The organism is Rhodococcus tibetensis, assembly GCF_024438035.1.
Lineage (GTDB): Bacteria > Actinomycetota > Actinomycetes > Mycobacteriales > Mycobacteriaceae > Rhodococcus_F > Rhodococcus_F tibetensis.
In genome coordinates this window covers 105,675-132,604 of sequence record NZ_JANFQF010000014.1, presented here as the reverse complement: position 1 = coordinate 132,604, position 26,930 = coordinate 105,675, and the positions used below count along the sequence as shown (strand labels likewise).

General features: G+C 68.0%; 5 protein-coding genes. 1 reads left to right on the top strand and 4 read right to left on the bottom strand.

The genetic code is table 11. The features are described from left to right. Together NOF53_RS17705 and NOF53_RS17700 are read right to left on the bottom strand one after the other, a co-directional pair. Nucleotides 1–960, bottom strand: a complete 960-nt coding sequence (locus NOF53_RS17705) for an esterase/lipase family protein (protein ID WP_255971051.1) — start codon at nucleotides 958–960, stop codon at nucleotides 1–3. A 31-nt stretch (nucleotides 961–991) separates the two neighbouring features. Continuing rightward, nucleotides 992–2,314 carry a UDP-glucose dehydrogenase family protein gene (locus NOF53_RS17700; RefSeq protein ID WP_255971049.1) on the bottom strand — a complete coding sequence of 441 codons (1,323 nt, stop codon included), beginning with the start codon at nucleotides 2,312–2,314 and terminating at the stop codon, nucleotides 992–994. Nucleotides 2,315–2,419: 105 nt separating this feature from the next. Between NOF53_RS17700 and NOF53_RS17695 the strand changes: the two genes are divergently transcribed. Then, entirely contained in the window at nucleotides 2,420–2,941 is a 522-nt protein-coding gene (locus tag NOF53_RS17695) for an arsenate reductase/protein-tyrosine-phosphatase family protein (RefSeq protein WP_255971047.1), read from the top strand. On the opposite strand, the gene NOF53_RS17690 is transcribed toward NOF53_RS17695, so the two are convergent. Together NOF53_RS17690 and NOF53_RS17685 are read right to left on the bottom strand one after the other, a co-directional pair. Next, nucleotides 2,935–4,590 carry a tyrosine-protein kinase domain-containing protein gene (locus NOF53_RS17690; RefSeq protein WP_255971128.1) on the bottom strand — a complete coding sequence of 552 codons (1,656 nt, stop codon included), beginning with the start codon at nucleotides 4,588–4,590 and terminating at the stop codon, nucleotides 2,935–2,937. The two genes, NOF53_RS17695 and NOF53_RS17690, sit on opposite strands and share 7 nt — an antisense overlap. Nucleotides 4,591–4,701: 111 nt before the next feature. Next, entirely contained in the window at nucleotides 4,702–26,910 is a 22,209-nt protein-coding gene (locus NOF53_RS17685; RefSeq protein ID WP_255971046.1) for a non-ribosomal peptide synthase/polyketide synthase, read from the bottom strand. Nucleotides 26,911–26,930: the final 20 nt, after the last annotated feature.

The following is a 26,930-nucleotide window of genomic DNA, read 5'->3' as shown; positions in this document are numbered from 1 at the left end:
TCAGGAGTTGCTCGCAATGATCACACCCGCTATTCCCGTGCCGAGGGGAACAACCGTGCACGGTGGCACGACGGCGTGGGCTGGGTCGAGACTGTTGAGAACGAGCTGCTGGGTGAAGGGGTCGTACGGAAGGTTGAAGTGCCCGGTCTGGTCGAGCGGGCACAGATCCTGAACGAGGATGTTTTTCGCGTCGGGGTCGCGCAACGCCACATTGGTGTACGGCTGGATCACCTCGTCGTACCGCGTCCCTATGGTCGTGTACTCGACGCCGGGCACGGTGTCGCCACCTCCGTTGAGCCGGTCGAGGAACTCCGAGCCCTCCACCTGTTCGGCCAGCGCTTCCGAGCCGATCCCTTCGATCAGTTGAGTGCCGCCCGGTACCGACACCACAGCGGTTGCGATCCCGAAGAACGTTCCGCCGTAGGAGGGCGACGCGAGACCGATCCACCGACTCACCTCGCCAGCTCCACCGAGTTCTTTGATGTAGTACCTCGCGACGGTCGCGCCTTGCGAGTGTCCGATGATGTCGACCTCCCCGGCGCCGGTCTCGGACAGCACGTCGTCGACGAACTCCTCGAGTTCGTGTGCACCGACGGCCATCGGCTGCATCCCGAAGTTTTCGGTTCCGGGTTTGCGGCCGTAGTTGAGCGCAAACAGGCAGTAACCGGCGGCCTTCAGTTTCGGGCTCAGGCCTGCCCAGTTGGAGTACGCGCTGCCGTCGCTCCCGTGCACGAGGACCACCGGGGCGGGATGTTCGGGATCGGGACGGCAGGAGAAGTCGTTGACGCCGGGGGGTGCGGAACCGGGGTTGTCTTTCGAGTACCGGATGGCCGCGCCGGCGTCGGACTGTGCCGGACCCGGCTGAGTCGGGATTTCGGCCGCGTGGACGGGGACCGCACCGAGCAGGCAGACGAGCGCACCGAGCAGTGCTGTTGCGAATCCGACCCGGAACTTCGCCATCGCCTCGCCCTCCGTTGCGGCGAGATCAACGTTAGCCCCTGCCCAGACCCCGGTACACCCATCCCGCGTTCCGCCACTGCTGGGCGTCGAGGCAGTTGCGGCCGTCGACCATCACGCGGGCTCGGACTACTCCGGCGAGATCGTCCGGCTTCAGGGCCGCGAATTCGGCCCATTCCGTGAGAACCAGTACCGCGTCGGCGTTTTCGCAGGCGTCGGCCACCGAGGTGGCGTAGTTGAGAGTCGGGAAGAGGCGCCTCGAGTTGTCGAGTGCCTTGGGGTCGTACACGCTCACGACTGCACCGTGTAGTTGCATCATCCCCGCGACATTGAGGGCGGGAGAATCACGGACGTCGTCGGATTCGGGCTTGAATGCAGCACCCAGCACCGCGACGTTGGCGCCCAGCAACGAGCCGCCGCACACTTGTGCCGCCAGTTCGACCATCCGCGTACGCCTGCGCATGTTGATGCTGTCGACCTCGCGGAGAAAATGCAGTGCCTGATTGGCGCCGAGTTCACCGGCCCTGGCCATGAAGGCGCGAATGTCCTTGGGCAGGCAGCCTCCGCCGAATCCGAGTCCGGCGTTGAGGAAGCGACGGCCTATTCTCGCGTCGTAGCCGAGCGCATCAGCGAGCTGGGTGACGTCGGCGCCGGTAGCCTCGCACACCTCCGAGATGGCATTGATGAAGGAGATCTTGGTGGCGAGGAATGCGTTCGCCGACACCTTGACCAGTTCGGCGGTCGCGAGGTCGGTGACCAGGAAGGGAATGTCCTCGGCGAGCAGCGGGGCATACAGCTGACGCAACTGCGTCTCTGCGCTCCCGGGCCGGTCCCGGTCAACTCCCAGGACCATCCGGTCGGGGTGCAGGGTGTCCTCGACGGCAAACCCTTCCCGCAGGAACTCGGGGTTCCACGCCACCTCGACGGCGTCCCCTGCCGGCGCCAGCACCCGCGCACGGGCACCCAGTTCCGCCGCTGTTCCGACGGGGACCGTCGACTTGCCGACGATCACGGCGGGTCGGTCGAGGAGGGGAGCCAGTGTGTCGATCACCGAGTGCACGTGCCGCAGATCCGCGCCGTATTCCCCCTTCTTCTGCGGGGTGCCGACTCCCAGGAAGTGCAGGTCGGCGAACGCGGCGGCCTCGACATACGAGGTGGTGAACTGCAGCCGGCCTGCCTCGATGTTGCGGCGCAGAACCTCGGCCAGGCCGGGCTCGTAGAACGGCACCTCACCCGCGGAGAGTTTCGCCACTTTTCCGGGATCGATGTCGACTCCCAGCACGTCGTGTCCCAATTCCGCCATGCAGGCGGCGTGGGTCGCTCCCAGGTATCCGGTTCCAAAGACGGTGCAGCGCATGCACCGTTGATATCCCGCGCGGGTGAGCAGGGTGTTTACCCGACTGATGTTCCAAGCCAACAGTGCGTGTACGCATGGTGCGGACCGAGACCCTATGCTTCGCCCATGCATGTTCTCTTCGTCTGCACCGGAAACGTCTGTCGTTCCCCAACGGCCGAGCGCCTCACAGTGGCCTTCGCCGAGGAGCTCGGACTGCCCGATCTTACTGCCGAAAGTGCAGGTACCCGGGCCATGGTCGGGCATCCGATGGAGCCGACTGCGGCACAGGTACTCGAAGGCCTCGGAGGCGACCCCAGCGGGTTCACGGCGCGCCGGCTCACCGAGGACCTGGCGGTGGATGCCGACTTGGTGCTGACCATGACCGAGCGTCAGCGGGAGAAGGTGCTGGCAATGGCACCTGAGCAGTTGAAGAAGACCTTCACACTCAGGGAAGCGGCACGACTTGCTGTGGCGGCGGACGCGAAGAGTGTTGCCGACCTGGCCGCAGCGCGTCCCAAACACAGACCGCAAGACACACCCGAAGACATCTCGGACCCGATCGGTCAGGACGAAGAAACGTTCCTGGCCGTCGGGTCCGAGATAGCCGACCTGTTGGGACTACTGACGCGGAGCGTCCGGGACTACTGACGCGGAGCGTCCGGCCCTGACGCGTCCTCCCCGTCCTCGCGGTATCGCCGGGCACGCCGCGGGGCGGGAGGCTGCGCCGTGTACGCGGGTGGATTCACTTGCTCCACCCAGTTGGTGTCGTGTTCTTGCTCCAACACCTGATGTGCCTGGGTCTCGACATAGGCGGAGCTCGCGTGGTGACCGTTCCCGGCCGGCGCCGAGTTCCGTACAGGCGGCGCCGCCGGGGGCTGGGCGGCGTGGACCGGGGGTGGTGGAATTTGCACGGCAGCCTCTGCCCTCTGCATCTGGGGCAGGGACTTATCGGTCTCGTAGTAGTACTTGTACTCGTATACGCCCTGTCCACGGCTCGGCGTCATCGTGATGATCGTGCCCAGGATGGTGGCGCCGACGCTGTGCAAATTCCCGACTGCACGAGACAGCTGCTCCCGCTTCGTCTCGGCGTGCCGGGCGATGACCAGGGCACCATCCGACAGTGCGGTGAGCACGGTGGCGTCGGTCACCGGCAGCAGGGGTGAGGCGTCGACGATGACGTAGTCGAAGCGTTCGCGAAGGTCGGCGAGAACCTGTCGCGCCGTCGCCGTTCCGAGCAACTCACTGGGATTCGGCGGGATCGGTCCGGATGCAAGCACGGTCAACCCGTTGTACTGCGTCGGCTGGAGCACTGTGTCGAGCTTGGCCTGCCCCGCCAACACGCTACTGAGACCGACCGATCCGACGACGCCCAGATACTTGGACACGCGCGGCTTCCTCAGGTCGCCTTCGACGAGGCACACGTTCTTGCCGCCTTCGGCGAGAACCAGCGCGATATTGATCGCTGTTGTCGTCTTGCCCTCTGTCGGTAGCGAACTGGTGACCACGATGACCCGGGGCGGGTTGTCGACCTCGAGGAATTGCAGGTTGGTACGGAGTTCTCGGTACGCCTCCGCACTCGACGAGTGGCCCTCCGCGAAATTGATGGCTTGCTGAGTCTGCCGATCCTTGTCGAACGGAATGGTGCCGATCAAGGCAGATCCTGCCAGCTCCTCCACCGTGCGACGGTCTTTCACGGTGTTGTCGAGGCGGTCACGCAGGACGGCGAGCGCGATGCCCAGCAGGAGACCGACCGCGGCACCGAGCGCCAGATTGCGCAGTATCTTCGGCGAGACGGGGGTCGACGGCGTCTGTGCCTGCTGTTCGACGACGACGCGCGCCGTGGGTGCTCCGCCCTTCTCCGGCGCCTCGAGTTCACGTGCCATCACGACGAATTCGTCGGACAGCGCGTTGGCGATGTCGCGCGCTCGTTCCGGGGAGGGATCCTGGACTGTGACGTCGACGAGAACGGTGTCGGGTGCGGACGTCGCTTTCACCTGGGAAGCGAGCTCGGCCGGTGTCTCGGAGAGACCCAGCTTGTCGATGGTGCGCTGCGCGAGCGTCTCACCGGTCAGCAGCTTGGTGTACGACGTCACACGATTCATCGAATACTGACTGCCCTGCTGAAGCTCGCCGACCGACGAGCCGGCAGAGGTGGAGACGAACAACCGGGTGGAGGCTTCGTACAGCGGCGTAGTGAGCAGTGAGGCACCGAGCGCCCCGAGGATCGCCACCACCGTGGTGATGGCGATGATTTTCCATCGTGCCTGCAGAATGCGCAGGTAGTCCTGGATTTCCATTTTCGAGTCTCCCATCGAGTTCACGTGCCGAGCGCCGTGATCGCGTTGTCATTCGTCGTTTCCTGACCCGATCGAATCTCCTCGTCTCGAAGGATGCGGGCCTTGGCTTGCTCAGGTTCCAGGGGCCACTGTGTTCCCCCGATCGCGTAACACTCGGCCTATTTCGGCGAGCGGCTTCTTGTCCGCCAAGGCGGCATGGGTGGCGTCGACGTCGATTTCGGTGAGGTTCTCGCCGAGACGCCCCCGCCACATCTGCGGCGGACGCGCATGGAGTTCGAGGTCTGCTGCTGCGGTGAAGAAGTGGATCTCTCCGTCGTAACGCCGGGGCTGGTGTTGGGCGTTGATGAGCCCGAGACGGTCGATGATGTTTCCGAGTCGGCGGAGCCTGGCGGGGGTGAGGAAACTCAGACCCGGGAGCTCTTCACTCAGAATCCGTGCGGCGTCGTCGTAGTCGATGCCGCCGTCCGGCAATCGATCTGCCGGCACGCCGAGTTCGGCCAGCGCATCTCCGATCGACGGCTGCTCGCCTCGGAGGTCGTCCCGGTCGTGGAATTCCGGCGGCAAGGTGTCGAGCATTGCCAGTGTCTCGACTGTCTCGTCGTTCTCGCTCAACTGGACGGCCATCTCGTGTGCGATGATGCCACCCAGTGACCAGCCCAGCAGGTGGTAGGGACCGCTGGGTTGCACAGTTCGGATGGCCTCGACGTAGGAGGCGGCAAGGTCAGGGATGCTGTCGGGGACGTTGCCGGTCCCCGTGGCCTGGAGGCCGTAGAGGGGGCGGTCGCCGACGCTGTCCGTGAGCCCTGCGTAGCACCAGGACATTCCGCTCGCCGGGTGGACACAGAAGAGGGGCGGCCCCTCCCCGGTTCCACCCAACCGCACCACGGTATCGAGCGCACCCTCGGACAGTTCGGGGCCTGCCTCGATCCGGGCGGCGAGTTGCTGCACGGTGGGGTCGGTGAACACCCACTGAATCGGCACTTCCCGGCCGAGGCGTCGGCGCAGTTCACCGGCCACGATGGCCGCGCCCATCGATGTACCGCCGAGTGTGAAGAAGTCCTCGTCGGCGGGCACGGTGTCCACGCCGAGCGCACCTGCCATCGCATCGGCCACGTCTCGCTCGACTCGTCCGAACGGCAGGACAGTCGCCTCGGTGTCGAATAGCGGCTCCCGGAGAGCGTGTCGATCCACCTTGCCCGACGGCATCACCGGCAACCGGTCCAGAACGGTGACGGCGGAGGGTACGAGGTGCCGGGGCAGCAGACTACGCGCGTGGGCGCGGACCGCAGCCGACGTGAGGTCGGGGTCACCACCGACGTAGGAGACCAGGACGGTGACGCCTTCACCCGTGGTGTGGGGCACGGTGACGGCGAACTGGACATGGGGGTGACGGAGTAACGCCGAATCCACTTCGGCGGGTTCCACCCGGATCCCGGCGATCTGCACCTGCGCGTCGCGGCGGCCCAGGTATTCCAGTTCACCGTCGATCGTGCGCCGCACCAGGTCACCGGTGCGGTACATCCGCTCACCGGGTTTGCCGTAGGGGTGGGCAACGAATTGCGTTGCGGTGAGGTCGGTACGGCCCACATACCCGCGTGCGACGCTGGTACCGGCGAGGTACAGCTCCCCCACCACACCCTCCGGGACGGGGTGCAGGCGCGCGTCCAGCACGAGAGCGGCACCGCCGTCGATCACCGTGCCGATATTCACTCGGCCGGGCTCGAGTGGTCCGGCGAGGGACCCGAGGATGGTGAACTCGGTGGGCCCGTACGCGTTGAACAGCCGATGCCGACCAGACCACCGTGCGGCCAGTTCGGTGGGCAGTGCTTCACCGACGGCCACGACGGTCCGCGGCGACAGCGTCTCGGCATCGAGGGTTGCCAGCACACTGGGTGTCGCGATGAGGTGCGTGATCTGTCCGCTGTCGACAGTCTCGGCCAGTTCCTCTCCGGCGTAACCGTATTCGGAAGACATCACCAGGCTTCCGCCGGAGCTCAGCGCGTAGAGCATCTCGAACAGCGAGGCGTCGAAGGTGGGTGAGGCGAGTTGCAGCACGCGGACGTCGGGTTCGGCGCCGAGAACCGGCGGCTGTGCGGCCACCACGTTCACCAGCCCCCGATGCGGCACCACCACACCTTTCGGTTGTCCTGTGGATCCGGAGGTGTAGATGAGGTAGGCCGCGTGATCCGGTTCCGTCGCTTGCGCGTAGCCGCGCCGACGAGAGCGTCGATCCCCGGCGGCCGGTGTCTGCTCGTCCCACTGCGGATCGGACAGATCGAGCCATTCCACGGCGTCGGGGAGTGTGGAGACGACGTCCCCGACCGTCACGCCGAGCACCGCGGCCGAATCGGTGATCATCCAGGCGACGCGCTCCGGGGGATGCGCCGGGTCGACCGACACCCACGCCGCACCGGACTTCGTCACGGCCCACACGCCCATGACCCAATAGCGGCCGCGGGGTGTCGCGATCACCACGACATCTTCGGGTCCGACGCCCTGGCCGATCAGCCGCCCTGCCCAGCGTTCCGCTTCCGCGTCGAGTTCCGCGTACGTCCACTGCCGGTCGCCGTCCACCACCGCGACCGCGTCCGGGGTCGCCCGCACCTGGGCGTCGAACACGTCGGCGAGGGTGCGGGGCGACGGTGTGCGCAGCGGACCACGTACCAGCTCGTCGTACTCGTGCTCGGTGAGGAGGGTGACGTCTCCCACCGGAATCGACGGGTTGTCGGTGACGGCGTCGAGGATGCGACCGTAGCGTCCAACCAATCCCCGGGCGGTGGCCTCGTCGAACAGGTCGGTGGCGTAGGCCAGTCGCAGGGTGAGGGTTTCGCCGGTATCGAGGACGTCCCAGACGAGGTCGAATTCGATGCGCGGGTCTTCGACATCGACCGGTGCGGCACCGGGCAGACTGATGGGTTGCGCCGGCACGTGCCGATAATTGAGGACCACCTGGAACAGCGGGTTGTGGGCGGGAGAACGCTGCGGTGCGACCCGCGCGACGACGTCGTCGAACGGGACGTCCGCGTGTGCGAACGCCTCGAGGTCCACCATTCGTACCCGCTCGAGCAGTTCCGTGAACGACAATGTGGCCGGCACCTCGGTACGCAGCGCCACGGTGCCGACGAACATGCCCACCAGCCGGTCCAGCACCGGGTCGGGTCGCCCACCCACGGCCGTGCCCACCACGACGTCGGTCTCTCCGCTCTCCCGCGCGAGCAACACGGCGAGCGCGGCATGCAACACCATGAAGTCGGTGACTCCGTGCTCCCGGGCCAGTCGATGCAGCCGCGCGCGTAGTTCCTCGTCGAGGACCCAGTCCACGCCGGAACCGGTGTGGCTGGGGTGCCGCGGCCGCGGGCGGTCCGTCGGCAGTGCCAGCGGCGCGTCGACGCCGTCGAGGACTCGTCCCCAGTAGTCGAGTTGAGTATGCGCGACACTGTCGGGATCCGCGGCGTTACCGAGCATCTCGCGCAGCCACAGGGTGTAGTCGCCGTAGTCGACGGGAAGTGGTTCCCACTGCGGCGCTGTGCCTTCCGCCCGAGCCTGGTAGGCGTCGGCGAGGTCGGCGAGCACCGGATTCATCGAGCCGCCGTCGAGGGCGATGTGGTGCACTATCGCGGCGATCACGTAGCCGCCGGCAGGGTCGGTCCACATCTGCACGCGCAGCGGAGGTTCGTGTTCGAGGTCGAAACGTCGGCTGCCGAATTCGTGAAGGTCTGTGTCACTGTCCGCCGGTACGAGGCTGCCGAGGACTTCGGTGGTGGGCACGATCACCTGGTGCGGGCCGTCCGCATCGGCGGGAAAAACAGTTCGCAGCACTGCATGCCGTTCCACCACATCCGTGATCGCCGCCCACAGGACGGCCGGGTCCACGCCGGCGTCGAGTCGTGTGCCGAACACCAGGTGATGGACGGACGCGTCGGGATCCACTCTGTTGAGGAGCCACATGCGTTGCTGCTGCGGCGAGAGGGGAACTCGGGCATTCGGGTCGCGGCGCACGATCGCCGGGCGCTGAGCTGCTCCGGTCGATCGTTCGTGGTCGAGCCATTGTGCGAGGGTGGCGGCGGTGGGGTTCTCGAACAACGCCCGCCATGCCACGGTCACCCCGAACGCCGCGGAGAGCCGGCCGGCCACCGCGGTGGCGAACAGCGAATCACCACCGAGGTCGAAGAAACTGCGATCCGCACCGGGCAGGTCGACATCGAGGACATCGGCGAAGACACCTGCCACCAGCTCTTCGGTAACCGTTCGGGGCGGCAGCACATTCACCGGCTGCACGTCGGGCAGCTTCAGCGCGCGCACATCGAGTTTGCCGTTGGCGGTCAGGGGCAGGGACTCGAGCACGACCATTCTCGGCGGCACCAGGTACGCGGGCAGTTGTTCGGCCAGCCGCTCGGTCAACGATGCCGGATCCACGTCGGTGCCGGTGACGAAGGCGGTGAGTTCGCCGTCGCGGAGAAGTACAGCGGCTTGTTCCACTCCGGTCAGACGGAGCAGCCCCGCCTCCACCTCGGCGGGTTCGACTCGCATGCCGCGCACCTTCACCTGCCGGTCCACGCGGCCGAAGAACGACAACGCACCGTCTGCACGGCGATGCACCAGGTCACCGGTGCGATACCGGCGCGAGCCACCCTCGGCGGCAATGAAACTCGCCGCAGTGAGGCCGGGTTGGTCCACGTATCCCCGGGCGAGACCCGGACCGGACAGATACAGTTCGCCGACGCCACCCACCGGCACGGGCTGCAGGCGGGAGTCCAGGACGGTCGCCGTGGCGCCGGCGACCGGTGCGCCGATGGTCACCTCGCCGTTCACCTCGGTGAGCGTGGCCACCACGGTGGTTTCGGTGGGCCCGTAGGCGTTGAGCATGAGCCGACCGGCACTCCACACTTCGGCCGGCTCGGCGCGCAGCGCCTCACCACCCACCGCCACCACGCGCAACGCGTCGAGCCCGTCGGAATCGAGGGTTGCGAGCACTGCGGGTGTGGAGAGGTAGTGCGTCACGTGCTGTTCCGCGAGGAAGCGCTGCAACTCGGGGCCCGCGTACACGTCGGGCGGGGCGCACACCAGGCAGGCGCCCGATCCGAACGCCAGCAACATCTCGAGGAGCGCTGCATCGAAGGCGGGGTTGTATCCGTGCAGTACCCGGGAGTCCGGCGTCACCCGGTAGCGCTGCACGACCTCGGTGGTCAGCGAGGCGAGCCCACTGTGCGTGAGGGCGACGCCTTTCGGGACTCCCGTCGACCCGGAGGTGTAGATGACGTAGGCGAGTCCCCGTGCGGAGTCCCGGTACGACGCGGTCGCGGCGATTGCCCGGTTCGGGCTGGGCACGTAGGCGGCGCCGGTCTTCGTGATCGCCCACAACTCGGCGACGAAGTCGACGGATCGCGGCAGATCGATCGGCAGTATCCACCCGGGCCCGTAACCCTCGGCGACCAATTCGCGGGCGCGCGCATTCGACTGCCGGTCGAGTTCGCGATACGTCAGCGTCCGTGTGCCGTCGGTGACTGCGGGGTTGTCGGGGTACGCGGCGGCGGTCGAGGTCAGGATCTCGGCGAGGGTGCGTTCCTCCGCGGCAGGTGCTCCCACGAGTGGCGGCGCCCCGGTGAGCGTGATGTCGCCGGTGGCCACCTCAGGGTCGTCGGCGACAGCTGCCAGCACCCGGACGAATTCCTCGGCCAGCGACTGGGCGGTGGCGTGGTCGAACAGATCCTGCGCATAGGCGACGGCGCCCGTCATTCCCGCCGGGTCGGCGCCGTCCCACAGTTCGGTGAGGGTGAGGTGAAGGTCGAATTTGACTGTCCCGGTGTCGACTTCCTCCGCCTGCACGTCGAGTCCGGACACCCGCACGGCGGGAGGTTGCAAATTCTCCAGCGCCAACGCGACCTGGGGAACACGGCCACCGAGGAGGTCCGCGATCACCTCGAACGGAACCTCGGCATTGTCGAATGCCTCCACGTCGAAGTCCCGCACCTGGGCCAGCAGACCGGTGAACGGCATGTCCGGCTCCACCTGCGCGCGCAGGGCCAGGGTGTTCACGAACATCCCCACCATCGCATCCAGCGCCGGGTCTCCGCGACCGGCGACGGCGGTGGCGATCGTGATGTCACGTTGGTCGCCGAACCTGGCCAGGAGTACAGCCAGTGCGGCGTGCAGCACCATGAACGGAGTGGCCCGGTGATCGTGTGCCAGCCGGTGGACCGCCCGCTGCAACGGCGCAGGCACGAAGAACGGCACCGTCCCCGCCGTGTTCCCGGGAGCATCCTTGCGGGGACGGTCCACGGGGAAGGGCGCGACCGATTCCGCGCCGGCCAATGCGACCCGCCAGCGCTCGATACCGCGGGCCGCATACGCACTGCCCAGCAGCTCGTCTTCCCAGAGCGCATAGTCGGCGAATTGCACGGCCAGCGGCTCCCACTCCGGAGCGGTACCTGCACACCGAGCCGCGTACGCCGCGAGCACGTCGGCCACCAGCGGGGCGAGAGACCAGCCGTCGGCGGCGATGTGGTGGAGGGTGACCACCAGAACGTGGACGTCGGGCGCTACTCGCAGCAGTTGCATCCGCAGCGGCGGCTGGGCGGTGAGGTCGAATGGTGCTCGCGCCGCACGCATCACCGTGTCGGCGACATCCGAGGCCTTCACCTCCCGAGGAGTGAGGTCGACTGCCACGCTGTTCGTGATCTCTTGCCACGGCGACTCCCCCGGCGCCGACGGATAGCGGGTACGCAGCACCTCGTGGCGGGCGATCACGTCCCCGAGTGCGGCGGCCAGTGCCGTCACCTTCAGGTCACCTTCCAGCCGCACGGTGGCTGGAAGGTTGTAGGTGGCAGATTCCGGGTTGCGGCGATTCCACACCCACATGCGGTACTGGCTGCGCGACAGCGGTACCCGGTCCGGGCGACGCCGGGCTCCGAGCGCGGGACGCAGGTCCGCCGCGGGCACCGACGTGTCGAGGGCGGCGGCGAGTTCGGCCACGGTGGGATGCGCGAAGAGGGTGCGCAGCGGGACCGGGAATCCGACGGTCTCGGTCAGACGAGCCGTCAGTTGTGTTGCCAGCAACGAGTTTCCGCCGGCATCGAAGAAGTGCGCTCCCCTACCCGCCGTACCGATACCGAGTACGTCCGCGAACACCTCGGCGACCGCGCGCTCGGTGTCGGTGACCGGCGCTTCGTGATCCCCTGCACCGAGGACGGGGACGGGGAGCGCACGAACATTCAGCTTCCCGTTGACCAGCGGAGGCGGCGAGGTGAGCACCACGACAGCGGCCGGCACCAGATACGACGGCAGGATTTCGGCGAGGCGGTGGCGCAGCTCGACGGTATCGAGCTCGGCGCGCGGCAGAACGTACGACGCCAGCACGTCGTGGCCGGTAGGCGTCGTGTGCACCACGGTGGCGGCGAAGTCCACGTCGACGAGCCCGGCGATGGCAACGTCGATCTCGCCGGGTTCGATGCGCACCCCGCGTACTTTGACCTGAGCGTCGTTGCGGCCGAGGAATTCGAGGACGTGGCCATCACCGGCCATCTTCCACCGCACCAGGTCACCGGTGCGGTACCTGCGCCGGCCGTCGGAGGAAGCTACGAACCTCTCAGCTGTCAGTCCCGGCTGCCCGGCATAACCCCGGGCGAGGCCCGCGCCCGCGAGGTAGAGCTCACCGGGCACCCCGACGGGGACCGGACGCAACCGCTGGTCGAGGACGACGGCCTCGATGCCCGGCACGGGTTCACCGATCGGCACGAACCCGCCCTGTGCGAGCGGGCCCGAGGCGATCGCGTACATGGTCGCCTCGGCCGGTCCGTAGCCGTTGACCATCCGGCGTCCGGGTGCCCACCGATCCACCAGTTCGGTACCCAGACGTTCCCCGCCCAGCATGATCATCCGCAGATGCGGCAACTCGCGCGCACCGATCGTGGCCAGGGCCGTCGGGGTGATGCAGGCGTGTGTGATCCGCTCCCGTTCCAGCAGAGCGCCCAGTTCCGGCCCCGCGAACTCGGCCTCGGATGCGAGAACCAGGGTCGCGGCCGAAGCACCCGCAACGAGAATTTCGAGCAACGCCATGTCGAAGCCGGCGGCCGCACGGTGCAGCATCCGGGATCCGGGACCGGCGGCGTAGCGCTGGGCGACGTCCAGGTCGAGTGCGGCGAGGCCGCGGTGTGTGACCACCACTCCCTTGGGGGTGCCTGTGGTACCGGAGGTGAACACCACGTAGGCGGGCTGGTCCGGGTGGACGTGTGGCGGCGCCGTCGCCATCGCCGACGGGTCCGGTTGCGCGCGGGGTTGCAGCCAGGTGATCTCGCCGCCGAGGGCGACGGAGCCCACGCCGAGGGTGGTGCCCGCCGCGGCGAGCATCGCGTGTACCCGCACGCTGGGCAGATCGGGATCGATGAGTACGGGTGCTGCACCGGTTTTCGCGATGGCCCACAGCGCCACCACGGACTGCGCCGATCGCGGCACCGCCCACGCCACCGTCGTGCCCGGCCGCGCGCCGAGTGCTCGTAGGTCGCGGGCCAGGGCGTCCGACTGCAGGTCGAGCTGCCGATAGGTGACGGCCGTGGCGCCGTCCTGCACCGCGACTGCGCCGGGAGCCAGCACCGCCCCGCGGGTGAGGATTCGGTGCAGCGGAACGGGGGCGGGTGCCGCGACGCCACGGGCAGGGGCGAGTACTGCTCGCTCGGTCGGACTCGACAAGTCCACGTCGCCGACCCGTAGATCCGGTTCTGCGGTGACCGACCCGAGCAACCGCACGAGTTGTTCGGCGAACGCGATGACCGTCGAGCGGTCGAACAGTTCGGCGTCGTACCCGAATTCGAGCTGCATGCGTCCGCCCGGTGCTGCCTCGGTGGCGGTGAGCTGGAGGTCGAAGTTCGCGGGATTCGTCGCCGGCGTCACCGGCGTGACCTCGAGGCCTGGCAGGGTGAAGTGTCCCGGGCGGTGCCGCTGCATCGACAGCGCCACCTGGAACAGCGGGTGATGTGACGTCGAGCGGGCGGGATTGAGCAGTTCCACCAGAGTCTCGAACGGCACGTCGGCGTGCGTGTACGCGGCGACGTCCTGCGTGTGGACGTGGGCCAGCACCTCGGCGAAGGTGGCGGACGGATCGATGTGTGTGCGCAGCACCAGGGTTCCGGCGAACATACCGACGACATCGTCGAGTTGCGGGTCGGTGCGCCCGGCGACAGCGGTGCCGATCGGGATGTCCCGACTGCCGCTGTACTTGGAGAGCAGCACGGCCAGCGCGGCATGCAACACCATGAACGAGGTGGCGCGCCCCGCACGCGCCAAGGCGGCGATGCCGTCGTGCAGTAGCTCGTCCAACTCCACGGTGTGGACGAGTCCGCGCCCCGACGGCGCCGCGGGACGCGGGTGATCGAGGGGCAGCGTCACTTGTTCCGGCAGATCGGCCAGCGTCTCGAGCCAGTACTCCCGGCCGAGATCGTTCCGCATGGTGCGTTGCCACACGCTGTAGTCGCTGTACTGCACCGGCAGCGGAAGCCATTCCGGGCTGCGACCGTCGAGTCGTGCACGGTAGGCGACCGCGGTGTCGCGGATCAGCGTGCCCAGCGACCAGGCATCGGCGGCGATGTGATGGACCACCAACGCCAGCACGTGCGCATCGGCACCGACGCGATACAGACGTCCCCGAACCGGCGGTGCGGTGGCGACGTCGAATCCTGTGCCGACGAGGGCTCGCACGTGGGCGTCGAGCGCGTCGGCGGGAATGGCGACCGGGGCCAGGTCGAGGGGGACCGCGTCGGCCGCGAGCAGTACCTGGTGCACCCCCTCGGTGTCGGACGGGTACACGGTGCGCAACGCCCGGTGCCGCTCGAGCAGGTCTCGGGCCGCAGCAGCGAAGGCCGCGGCGTCCAGTTCGCCGTCGAGACGGAGGGCGATCGGAATGTTGTATCCAGTTGCGCCTGTGTCGAATTGGTTGAGAACCCACATCCGCTGCTGAGCGGGCGAGAGCGGCACCCGGCCGCGCAACCGGTCCGGCAGCAGAGCGGGCCGACGACGCCCGGTGTGTGCCCGGTCCTCCACGCGGGCTGCCAACTCGGCCACAGAGGGCGCTTCGAAGATGTCGCGCACTGTCACGTCGGTGTCGAATACGGCACTCACCCGGGTCGCGACCCGGGTGGCGATCAGCGAATTGCCGCCCAGTTCGAACAGGCTGCGGCGGATGTCTACCTCGGGCGAGCCGAGCAGTTCGGCGAAGACGCCGGCGACCACTTCTTCGATCGGGCCGTGCGGCACCTGCCACTCGTCCGCGGTCACGTCCAGTTCGGGCAGTGCACGCCGGTCCACTTTGCCGTTGCGGGTCAACGGAATCGACGGCAGCGGAATAATTGCTCCGGGCACCATGTACTCGGGCAGGATCGCGCGCAGGTGCCGCGTGAGCGAGGCCGGATCGACTCCGGCCGCCACGTAGGCCACCAATCGCTCGCCGATACTCGTGGTGCGCAGCAGAACCACCGCCCGTTCGACGTCGGGGTGGCGCAGTAGCGCTGCCTCGACCTCGCCGGGCTCGATGCGGTACCCGTGGAACTCCACCTGCGAGTCGGCCCGGCCGAGGTAGTCGAGTTCTCCGTCGCTACGCCGGCGGGCGAGGTCTCCCGTGCGGTACATGCAGGCACCGGTCGTGAACGGGTCGGCCACGAACCGCAGGGCGGTCAGGCCGGGTCGCCCGAGGTAGCCACGCGACACCTGCGGTCCCGCGACATACAGTTCCCCGACGGTCCCCGGCGGCACGGGTCGCAGCGAGGTGTCCAATACGTACGTTCGCATTCCCGGAATCGCCCAGCCGAGGGAGGCCCTGCCGTCGCCGACGCTCACGTCGGCGTGGGTGACGTGCACGGTGGTTTCGGTGATCCCGAACATGTTGACGGCGCGAACCGAGGGGTGCCTCGCGAGCCACGGTGACACCAGCGCAAGGTCGAGAGCCTCCCCACCGAAGATCAGCAGTCGCACGGTGTCGGTGATGTCGAATTCGGCCAGCTGACCGAACGCGGACGGCGTCTGGTTGAGTACCGTCACACCCTCGCGGCTCAGCAGTTCCGCGAACTCGCGGGGAGAACGGGCCACCTCGTGTTCCACCAGCACCAGACGCCCGCCTGTGGTGAGCGCTCCCCACATCTCCCACACCGAGAAGTCGAAGGCGTGGGAATGGAACATGGTCCACACGTCGCCCGCACCGAAATCGAATTCTCGGCACGTATTCGCCAGCAGCCAGAGCACATTGGCGTGTGAGACCAGCACACCTTTCGGCTCGCCGGTGGAGCCAGAGGTGTAGATGAGGTAGGCGCCGTGCGCCCGTGAGTGGTTGAGGAGTCCCTGGACTCGCGAACCACTCACAGGCGAAGCCTCGAGCAGGAGAACCGGGCACGAGACCTCGGGCAGCTGTGCGGCGTCTCCGGCGGAGGTCAGCAGCACCGCGGGTGACGCGTCGGCGAGGAGGTAGCGCACGCGTTCGGCCGGGTAGTCGACGTCGACGGGCAGGTACACACCACCGGCGCGGACTACCGCGAGCAGCGCTGCGATCAGGTCTGCGGACCGCGACAGCGCCACGGCGACGACGTCTTCGGCCTCCACTCCGGCATCGATCAGCATCGCGGCCAGCTCGGCGGAACGCCGGTCCAGTTCACCGTAGGTCAGGGTGGTCTCGCCGTCGGTGACGGCCACCGCGGTCGGCTTCTCGGCGGCGCGCTGTTCGAAGAGTTCCGCCACAGACTCCGCCGTGGGTGCGACGCCGTCGGTGCCCGCCACCAGGGTCCTCTGTTCGTCCGCGGTCAGCACCTCGATGGCGCCGATGTGGACGTGGGGCCGGTCGGTTACCGCACGGAGGATCAGTTGCAGTCGCTGCACCCACAGTTCGACGGTGTGCTGATCGAACAGTTCGGTGGGGAAGGTGAACACGCCGTCGAGACCCGCGGCGCTTCCGTCGGGGGTGCGCCGGTCGCGCAGCGACACCTCGAGGCCGAAGCGGCTGATCCCGGTGCCTGCCGCGCGGCTGCGGACGACGAGGCCGGGTAGTTGGGGCAGCCGGTCGGCGCCGCCGTCGCCGAAGTTCTCGAACGCCAGCATCACCTGGAACAACGGATGGTGACCCGCCGACCGTGTGGGTGCGAGGGCGTCGACCACGAGGTCGAACGGCACCTCGGAGTGCGCGAACGCGGCGATGTCCGTCTCCCGCACCGACGCCAGCAGTTGCGTGAACGCCTCGCGCGGGTCTATCCGGCTGCGCAGGGCCACGGTGCCGACGAACATGCCGACCACGTCGTCCAGAGCGGGGTCGGTGCGACCTGAAGTGGGGGTTCCCACGGCAAAGTCGTCGGATCCGGTCAGCTTGGACAGCAACACGGCCAGCGCCGCGTGCATCACCATGAAGAGGGTCGCGTTCTGCCGGTGCGCCAGTTGTTCGAGTGCGCGGTGCAGTTCGGCCGGCACAGTGAATTCCACGACACCGGCGGTCCACTGCTCGGTGCCGGGACGCGTCCGGTCGGTGGGCAGGGCCAGCAGCGTGGGCATGTCGTTCAATGCCTCGGCCCAGTACTCGAGTTCGCGGTGTACCAGGCTGTTCGGATCGGCGGGATCGCCGAGGATCTCACTTTGCCATCGCGCGTAGTCGGTGTACTGCACGGGGAGCGCCGGCCACGTAGGCGCCCGGTGGTTCAGCCGTGCCGCGTACGCGGTGGTGAGGTCTCGGACCAGTGGGGCGAAGGACAGTCCGTCGACGGCCACGTGATGCAGCACGACGGCAAGGGTGTATCGCTCGGGTGCCCTTTGGAACAGGGCCAGGTGCACGGGCCGCTCTACCGCGAGGTCGAATCCCTCGGTGGCGAGGGCGGCAATGGCGTCGTCCACGGAAGCTTCCTCGATGCGGACCGGTGTCAACTCCACGTCGGGCGGGCCGATCATCTGTACGACGCCGGTGTCGGTTGCCGTGAACACGGTGCGCAGCGTGGCGTGCCGCTCGACGACATCGGTGAGCGCCTGTTGCAGCGCCTCGACATCGAGGGCACCGTCCAGGTCGACAGCGAACGGCACGTTGTAGGCGGAGGACCCTGGCGCGAGCTGACCCAGCAGCCACAACCGTTGTTGCGCGAACGCCGCCGGTGCCGGACTGTCGATGTCGCGGGCCATTAGCGGCGGCCGCTGCTCCCCGCCCTCGGCAATCAACGCCGCTAGGCCGGCGACGGTCGGATGGTCGAACAGGTGACGCACCCCGACGCGCACCCCGGACACCGATGACAGTCGCGACACCACCCGGGTAGCGGACAACGAGTTACCGCCCAGCGCAAAGAAATTGGTGTCGGCTCCCACCTCGGGCACCCCGAGCACCTGGGCGACTGCGTCGGCCACCACCTGTTCGAGGGGTGTCTGTGCCCCACGCGTGGACGAGACTGGCACTTCCGGCGCGGGAAGCGCGGATCTGTCGATCTTTCCGCTCGCCGTCAGCGGCATCTGGTCGAGCACCGTGATCGATGCCGGCACGAGGTAGCGCGGCAGTCGCGCGGCGACGAGGGCGCGCAGTGCCCCCGACTCCAGGTCGTTGCCGCTGACGTACGACGCCAGTGCGCCGCCCCGCACGATCGTCACCGCAGCGCGGACCCCGGGAGCAGAGGCCAGCACCGCGTCGATCTCGCCGGGTTCGACCCGGAATCCACGGATCTTCACCTGGCTGTCGGCACGCCCGACGAACTCGAGCTCACCCAACTGGTTCCACCGCACCAGGTCACCGGTGCGGTACAGGCGTCCACCGCCGTATGGGTTGGCGACGAAGGTGCCCGCGGTCAATCCCGGCCTGCCCACGTACCCCTGCGCCAGACCGGGTCCCGACAGGTACAGCTCCCCCACTACGCCGACTGGAATGGGTCGAAGTCGCGCATTCAGTACCACTGCCGACATGCCGTGGACGGGGCCGCCGATCGCGATGTGCGATCCGGACAGCTCGGCGGCCGTCGCCCAGATCGTCGTTTCGGTGGGGCCGTAGAGATTCAGCACCGTGCGTCCAGTGCCCCATTGGGACACCAAATCCGGCGGGCATACGTCACCTGCGACTGCGAGAACTTCGAGGGTTTCGAGTCCGCTCGGGTCGATCGTCGCCGGCACCGCCGGGGTCGACGTCCAATGGGTGATCTGCTCGCGCCGTAAGAGGTTTCGCAGCTCGTCACCGCCGAAGACGTCGGGGGGAGCGATCACCAGCACGGCCCCGGTGGTGAACGCCAGGAGCATCTCGTGGATCGACGCATCGAACATGAGGGACGCCGCGTGCAGCACCCGCGACTGCGGGGTGGCCCCGTAGAAGCGGCGCAGTGCGGCGGCGTGACCGGACAGGCCGCGGTGTGTCACCACGACGCCCTTGGGAGTGCCGGTCGACCCGGAGGTGTAGATCACGTACGCGGGGTGGTCGACGGACGGCGGCCGAACCCGCTCGTCGTCGGATACCGGGATCGGGTCGCTGCCGATGCCGGACAGGTCCAGTGGTGTGATACCGCCGGGCACCAGCGAGGCGTCGAGCGTGAGCGCTTGGGTGACACCCGCATCGGTGAGGAGGTGCGCGGTGCGCTCAGCCGGCTGGTCGACGTCGATCGGTACGAACGCGGCGCCGCTGCGCGCGATCGCCCACACCGCGATCACCGATTCGAGCGAGCGCGGCATCAGGACCGCGACCCGGTCACCGGGCCCGACACCGAGTGCGATCAGGCGGCGGGCCCACCAGTTGGACCGGGCATCCAGTTCGCGGTAGGTCAGTTCCTCGTTGCCGCAGCGTGCAGCGACTCCGGGCCGATCACCCCGCAACAGTTCCGGAAGTGTCTGTGGCTCCGGGGCTTTCGGTCCCAGGGACGGCACCAGCGCGGCTGTCTCGGCGGGCGTTACCAACTCGATGTCGCCGAGTGTCCGGGAAGGATCCGCCACCGCCGCGGACAAAATGCGGTGCAGCAGCTCCGACCACCGGACGACGGTGGCGGAGTCGAACAGTTCCGCCGGGTACACGAGGTCGCCGTCCAGGCCGGCGGGTGTCCCGTCGTGGTCCCGCGTCTCGCGGAGAGACAGTTCGAGGTCGTACCGGCTGACGGCGCTCTCGATGCTGCGACGACGGACGGCGACGTCGTCGAGCTGTAGCTCGGTTTCGCCGAAGTTCTGGTACGCGAGCATCACCTGGAACAGCGGGTGGTGAGTTGCCGACCGCACGGGGGCGACGGCGTCGACCACCTGATCGAACGGCAGGTCGGCGTGCGCGAACGCTTCGAGATCGTTATCCCGGACCGTTGCCAGGAACTCGGCGAACGTGCTGCGGGAATCGACCTGAGTGCGCAGCACTACTGTTCCGGCGAACATCCCCACCAGGTCGTCGAGCGCCGGGTCGGGCCGTCCGGAGGTCGGGGTGCCCACGGCGATGTCTTCGCTTCCGCTGAGCACGGCGAGCGTTAGCGCCAACGCGCTGTGCATCACCATGAAGGGGGTGACGCCACAGCTGCGGGCCACGCCGTCCACGGCCCGGTGCAACGCGGGGTCCACCGAGAACGCCACCTTTCCGGCAGTCCGGGCGGAGGCCGGTACCCGCGGGCGGTCGGTCGGCAGCGGAAGCAGCTCGGGACTGCCTTGCAGCCGCTCGGACCAGTACGTGATGTCCGCCGGCGCGGCGGCGGCCGACACCGATCGCTGCCACCGCGCGAACTGGCGGTAGCCCACCGGCAACTCCGGCCACCCGGGTTCGTGTCCGGCGCGGCGCGCCGCATACGCCGTCATCATGTCGCGGGTCAAGGGGCCGAACGACAGTCCGTCCACCGCGATGTGGTGCGCGGCGACGGCGACGGTGTAGAGCTCGGGTGCGCGTTGAAATATCCGAATTCGTACGGGCACTTCGCGGGTGAGGTCGAAGCCGTGCCCGGACACGGCCGCGAGCGCGTCGTCGAGTGCACCGGGGGCAACAGCGATCGGCGACAGGTGGAGGTCGACCGGCCGCGCCACCTGCACCACACCCGAGGAAGTGTCCTCGAACACCGAGTGCAGCGGCTCGTGCCGCCCCACCACATCGCGTACGGCTGCCGCGAGTGCACTCACATCGACCGGACCGTCGAGGTCGATCGCAAAGGGAACCACGTAGTCGGCTGAGCCGGGGTTCATCCGGTCGTGCAACCACAGCCGTTCCTGTGCAGGCGCGAGGGGCGAAAGGCCTTGGTCTCCGGAGGGACGTCCGTCGACGAGCGGCGGCAGAGGTGCGGTGACGCGCGCATCCCCCAGCCGAATCGCAAGTTGGGCGACGGTCGGCGCGTCGAACACGTCGCGGACGCTGATCCGGCGGTTCAACGCCGCCCTCAATCGTGACACCAATCGTGTTGCGGTGAGCGAGCTTCCGCCGAGGGCGAAGAAATCGGCGTCCACATCGATCGAGGGCACACCCAGCACGTCGGCCACCACGCCGGCCAGGAGCTCTTCCAGCTGCCCGCGCGGCGCGCGGGTGCTGACTTGCGCAGCCGTGGGTGCGGGCAGAGCCTTCCGGTCGAGCTTTCCGCTGCTGGTCAACGGCACGTCGTCGAGCACGGTCACCGAGGCGGGCACCATGTAGCCCGGCAGGCGTTCACGCAGGAACTGCAGAAGTGCATGAGAATCGAGTGTCGTGCCGTGGACGTAGGACGCGAGCACCGGTTCACCCTCGGCCGAGGTACGCACCACCGTTGCGGCGGTGTCGACACCGTGGGCGGCCGCCAGGGCTGCGTCTACTTCGCCGAGTTCCACCCGGAATCCGCGGATCTTCACCTGGTCGTCGGTGCGCCCCGCGAACTCGAGCCGATGGTCGCTGGTCCACCGCACCAGGTCACCGGTGCGATACATCCGGGACCCCGAACTCCCGAATGCGCCGGCGACGAATCGCTGGGCTGTCAAAGCGGATCTGCGGTGATAGCCGCGGGCCAGGCAGTCGCCCGACAGGTACAGCTCCCCGACCGCGCCGACGGGCACCGGCCGCAGTCGGTCGTCGAGCACCACGGCCGAGGTTCCCGCGTAGGGCCGGCCGATGGTGATGCGATCACCGACGTGGAGTGGTTCCGCGCTGGTGCAGACCACGGTGGTTTCGGTGGGGCCGTAGCTGTTGAGGAGTACACGGCCCGGTGCCCACCTGGTCACCAGTTCGGACGGGCACGCCTCGCCGCAGACCTCGAGGACGCGGAGGTCGTCGAGGCTCTCCGGGTTCATCAGTCGCGGCACCGTGGGGGTGGTGAGGAAGTGGGTGACGCGTTCGCGCCGGAAGAGTTCGGTGAGATCGTCACCGTAGGTCTCGGGAGGCGCGATCACCACGGTGGCACCGGCAGCGAAGGCCAGCAGAAGCTCTCCGACGGAGACGTCGAAGGACGGGGAGGCGACGTGCGCGACACGGGAATCGCGACCGAGGTTCCGGTACTCGGCATTTGCCGCCACCAGGGCCGCCAAACCCCGATGAGTCACCGTGACGCCCTTCGGTATTCCGGTCGAGCCGGACGTGTAGATGACGTAGGCAGGATGGTCGGGGTGTAGGGGACGGGTGCGGTGCCGGTCGTCGATCGCGGTGCCGTCGCCGGTGGGATCTGACGTGCCGATCCAGTCGATACCGTACGGGACCACCGAGGCGTCCCGCGCGAGCGCCACCGCGACTCCGGAGTCGCGGAGCATGTGCGCGATCCGCGGGGCGGGGTAGCCGGGGTCGATCGGCACGAAGGCCGCACCGGATTTCGTGACAGCCCACATGGCCACGACGGACTCCGCAGACCGAGGCACCATCACCGCCACCAGGTCTTCCGGCCCGATGCCGCGTGCGATCAGCCTGTGGGCCAGCCGGTTCGAGCGCTGTTCGAGTTCCGGGTACGTCATTGCGCTGCCGTCGAACCGTAGTGCGACGCCGTCGGGGTTCAGCCCGTCGTGCAGAAGTTGCGGCAAGGTCCGCGCGGGTACCGAGGCAGCGCCGGACGCCGGCACGAGCGCCGCCCGGTCGGCCGGACCGACCAGGTCGATGTGATCGACCAGGAGCGACGGATCGTCCGCGACGGCAGCCAGGATCGTCTCGAGTTGCCCTGCCCACCGGTTCACTGTCCGGTCGTCGAACAGTTCACGCGGGTACGTCATGACACCGCGCAGACCGCTCGGGTTGCCGTCTTCGCCCGGGAGTTCGTCCACCGTGATGTCGAGATCGAAAGCGCGGACGTGCGATTCCTGCTCCCGCACATGGGCGGTGACCCCGTCGAGCTCGATGTCCGTGACATTCGGAGTCTGGTACGCCAGCATCACTTGGAACAGCGGGTGAGCGCCTGTTGTGCGGGTGGAGAGGACCTCCTGCACCACCATGTCGAACGACACGTCGGCATTTGTGAAGGCGTCGACGTCGGCGCGCCGGACGGTGCCCAGTAGGTCGGTGAAGGTCGACCCTGCCGCTACCGGGGTGCGCAGCACGACGGTGCCCACGAACATGCCAACGATGCCGTCGAGCGCGGGGTCGGGGCGGCCCCCGGTGGCTGTGCCGACAGCGATGTCTTCGGTTCCGGTCACCCCGCGCAGCAGTACGGCGAGTGCCGCGTGCAGCACCATGAACACCGAGACGTCGTGGTCGCGGGCCAGCGCCATCAGACGCCGATGCAACTCAGGATCTACCCGGAACTCGGAGCTTCCGGCGGTGAGGGACTGCGAGGACGGTGGCCGGGGACGATCCACCGGCAGTGGCAGCACCTCGGGCAGGCCACGCACAGTGTCGGCCCAGTAGTCGAGTTGCCGGCGGACCAGGCTGGCGGGGTCGTCCGGATCGCCGAGCATTTCCTGTTGCCACCACGCGTAGTCGGTGTACTGCAGCGGCAACGGCTCCCACACCGGCGGGCGCCCTCGACGACGGTCGGCGTATGCGGCCGAGACATCGCGGACGAAGAGAGGAAGGGACAGACCGTCGATCGCGATGTGGTGCACCACTACCGACATCGTGTACTGATCGGAGGCTGCTCGGCGCAGCTGCATCCGGATCGGCACCTCGCGTGTGAGGTCGAAAACGGCCACAGCTTCTGCATCTGTCAGCTCGACCTCAGCGCCTCGCACCACCTGCTGCGGGCCGTTCCCGTCGTCGGGAAACACCGTGCGCAGCGTCGGGTGCCTCTGCACCACATCACCGATCGCGGCGCGGAACGCGGCGACATCCAAATCGCCGGAAAGGTCCACCGAGAACGTCACCACATACGGGTCGCGTTCGGGGTTCCGTTGATTCACCAACCACAGGCGTCGCTGTTCCGCAGACACCGGCACCGCTGCGCCCACGGCCCGCGGCACCAGCGGTGGTCGGGTAGCGGTGTCGGGCGCGCCGAGGTGAGCGGCCAGGGCTTCCGCGGTGGGGTGGTCGAAGATGTCGCGCACCGTCACCCGGCGCCCGAGGACCGCGCTACACCGCGAGGCGAGGCGCGCTGCGCCCAGCGAGTTTCCACCCATCGCGAAAAAATTGGCATCCACGCCGACGGTGGTCAGCCCCGTCTCGGAGGCGAACGCTCCGACGAGAAGTTCCTCGACCAGAGATCGCGGTGCGCGATCACCGGTCCCGAGCGGCGACGGCGTGGGCAGCGCTGCTCTATCCACCTTGCCCGCTGGTGTCAACGGCACCGAATCGAGCACAGTGATCGACGACGGAACGAGGTGGTCCGGCAACCGGTGGACGAGGTAGTCCCGCACCCGCTCGGCCTCGAGGTCACGGCCGTGCACGTAGGTCGCCAACTCCCGACCGCCCACGCCCGCGGCGGCAACGGTCACCGACAGATCCACACCGGGATACGTCCTTAGGACGGCGTCGATCTCGCCGAGCTCGACCCGGTGACCACGGATCTTCACCTGATCGTCGGCGCGACCGACGAACTCGAGCGCCAGCTCGGGGGTCCAGCGCACCAGGTCGCCCGTGCAGTACAGGCGTCCGTCTCCGTAGGGATTGGCGACGAACCGGGTGGCGGTGCGCCCCGGCTGTCCCAGATATCCGCGCGCTACCCCGGGCCCGTACAGGTACAACTCCCCTACTGCGCCGACGGGCAGCGGACGCAACCGGGAGTCGAGCACCAACGCGGAAACACCCTCGATGGGGGCACCGATGGTGACGGCGTCGCCGGGTCGCAATGGCGGTGTGGCCGTGGACCACACGGTCGCCTCGGTGGGCCCGTAGAGATTGAGCAGTGTCCGGCCCGGCGCCCACCGGGTGAGCACTTCGGGCGGGCATACGTCGCCTGCCACGGCCACCACCCGTAGTTCGTCGAGCCCGTCGGGGTTCGTCAGGGCCGGCACGGCTGGGGTCACCGTCCAGTGCGTGATTCGCTCCCGGCGCAGTAGTGCGGTCAGTTCGTCGCCGCCGTACACGTCTGCCGGGGCGATCACCAACGTGGCGCCGGCGGTGAACGCCGACAGCATCTCGTGGATCGACGCGTCGAAACTCGGCGACGCGGACGCGAGTACCCGCGAATCCGGCGTCACCCGGTAGAGCCTGCGCAGTGCTGCCGCATGGCTCGACAGCCCGCGATGAGTGACCACCACACCCTTGGGTGTACCGGTCGACCCGGATGTATAGATCACGTACGCCGGATGATCGATGCGCAGCGGACGTACGCGGTCTTCGTCCGTGATCGGCGCGCGGGAGCCGTCCCCGTCGGCCAGCGACATCCACTCGACGCACTCGGGTACGACATCGGGATCCATGGCGAGCGCGAGGGTGACCTCACTGTCGGCCAACATGTGCGCAACCCGTTCGGCCGGATATCCGGGGTCGACGGGTACGAAAGCGGCGCCCGTCTTCGCGACGGCCCACAACCCCACGACGGACTCGACGGAACGGGGAGCGATCACCGCTACCCGGTCTTCAGGGCCCACTCCTCGCTCGATCAGCCTCCGTCCCAGCCGGTTAGACCACTCGTCGAGTGTGAGATATGTCACTTCCCCTCCGCCGGAGCGGATTGCCGGTTTGTCCGCGTGCTCCGGAACGGTCAGCAGGGCGGCGAGGGCCACCGGTTCAGCAGCGCTGGGCCCGGATGCCGGCACGAGAACTTTGCGCTCGGTCTCGTCGAGAAGCTCGAGATCGGCGACTGGGGCGCCCGCTCCCACGAAGTCGGCGAGGTAGCACATGAACCGCTCGAGAAGTCGCTCCACCTCGACCTGTTCGTACAGGGCGGGGTTGGCCTCGAAGCAGACCCGCGGCGGACCTCCGCCGACTCCTGGGTAGATGTCGACGGCCAGGTCGTCGACCGGCCCCGCTGAAAGGAGGTGCATTTCGCCCGTTACGTCACCGAGGGTGACATCGTGCAAGAACGCCATGATGTTGACCACCGGCCCGAAGGCAGCGCGCGAATGCGACTCGAGCGACAGGTCACGCAGCATGTCTTCGTATCGATATCGCTGGTGACGCAACGCTCCGGTGAGTTCGAGTTGCACGCGGCGCACCACGTCCTCAGTGGGGTCTGCGGCGCCGATTGCCACACGCACCGGGACGAGGTTGGACACCATGCCGGCCGATCGGCGCATCACCGCGGTGGTGCGCCCAGACACCGGAAGACTCAGCACGACGTCGGTGTTGCCGGTCATCCGAGCCAGATATGCCGCGAAGGCGGCAACCACGATCGGTACTTCGGACGAGTTCGAGCGACGCGCGAGTTCGTCCATCACAACGGCGGATTTCGTGTCGATCGAACGACTGACGGTCCGCGAGACGGCGGCGGGTGGAGCCTCGCCGCGAGTCAGCCGCGAAGACGCGGGAAGGTCGGCCAGACGCTCCCTCCAGTGCTCCCGATCGACCGCCGCCCTGCTCGAACTCTCATACGCGCTTTCGGCGTCGAAGATGTCGCGTACCCCCAGCACCCGTGGAGCCGGCGCCTCCGTCCCGCGCACGGTGTGGGTGTACAGCTCCGCGATGCGCTCGACCACATTCATCGCGCCGTAGCCGTCGACGATCAAATGGTGCGCGAACGTGTTCCAGTAAAAGTGGTTCTCGCCCAGGTGCAGAAGCGTCGACACGATCATCAGATCGGCGGTCGGGTCCAGCGGACGGCTATATCGCTCGGTCATCCACCGTCGCGCTTCGGCCACGGGATCTGCGAATCCCCGCAGGTCGAGGTAGCTGAGCACATTTGGATCGAACGGGTCGAACGACTGCGACGGCACTCCGTCGCGCTCGACGATGTGGACGAATGGAGATTGCAGTTCGCGCGCCGCACGGGTGGTCGCGTCGGTCAATGCAACGACGTCCAGGGCCCCGCGAACCTCAACGTACAACGCCACGTTCAGGGGGACGTCCGGGTTGAGTTGCTGAGCGAACCACAGCCCCTGCTGGGCACGCGACAGAGGGAAGGCACTCACAAGCGCCACCCCCTCATCAG

Coding starts and splice junctions, on each gene's coding strand:
- NOF53_RS17705 (WP_255971051.1), bottom strand. CDS start 960: ATGGCGAAGTTCCGGGTCGGATTCGCAACAGCACTGCTCGGTGCGCTC.
- NOF53_RS17700 (WP_255971049.1), bottom strand. CDS start 2,314: ATGCGCTGCACCGTCTTTGGAACCGGATACCTGGGAGCGACCCACGCC.
- NOF53_RS17695 (WP_255971047.1), top strand. CDS start 2,420: ATGCATGTTCTCTTCGTCTGCACCGGAAACGTCTGTCGTTCCCCAACG.
- NOF53_RS17690 (WP_255971128.1), bottom strand. CDS start 4,590: ATGGAAATCCAGGACTACCTGCGCATTCTGCAGGCACGATGGAAAATC.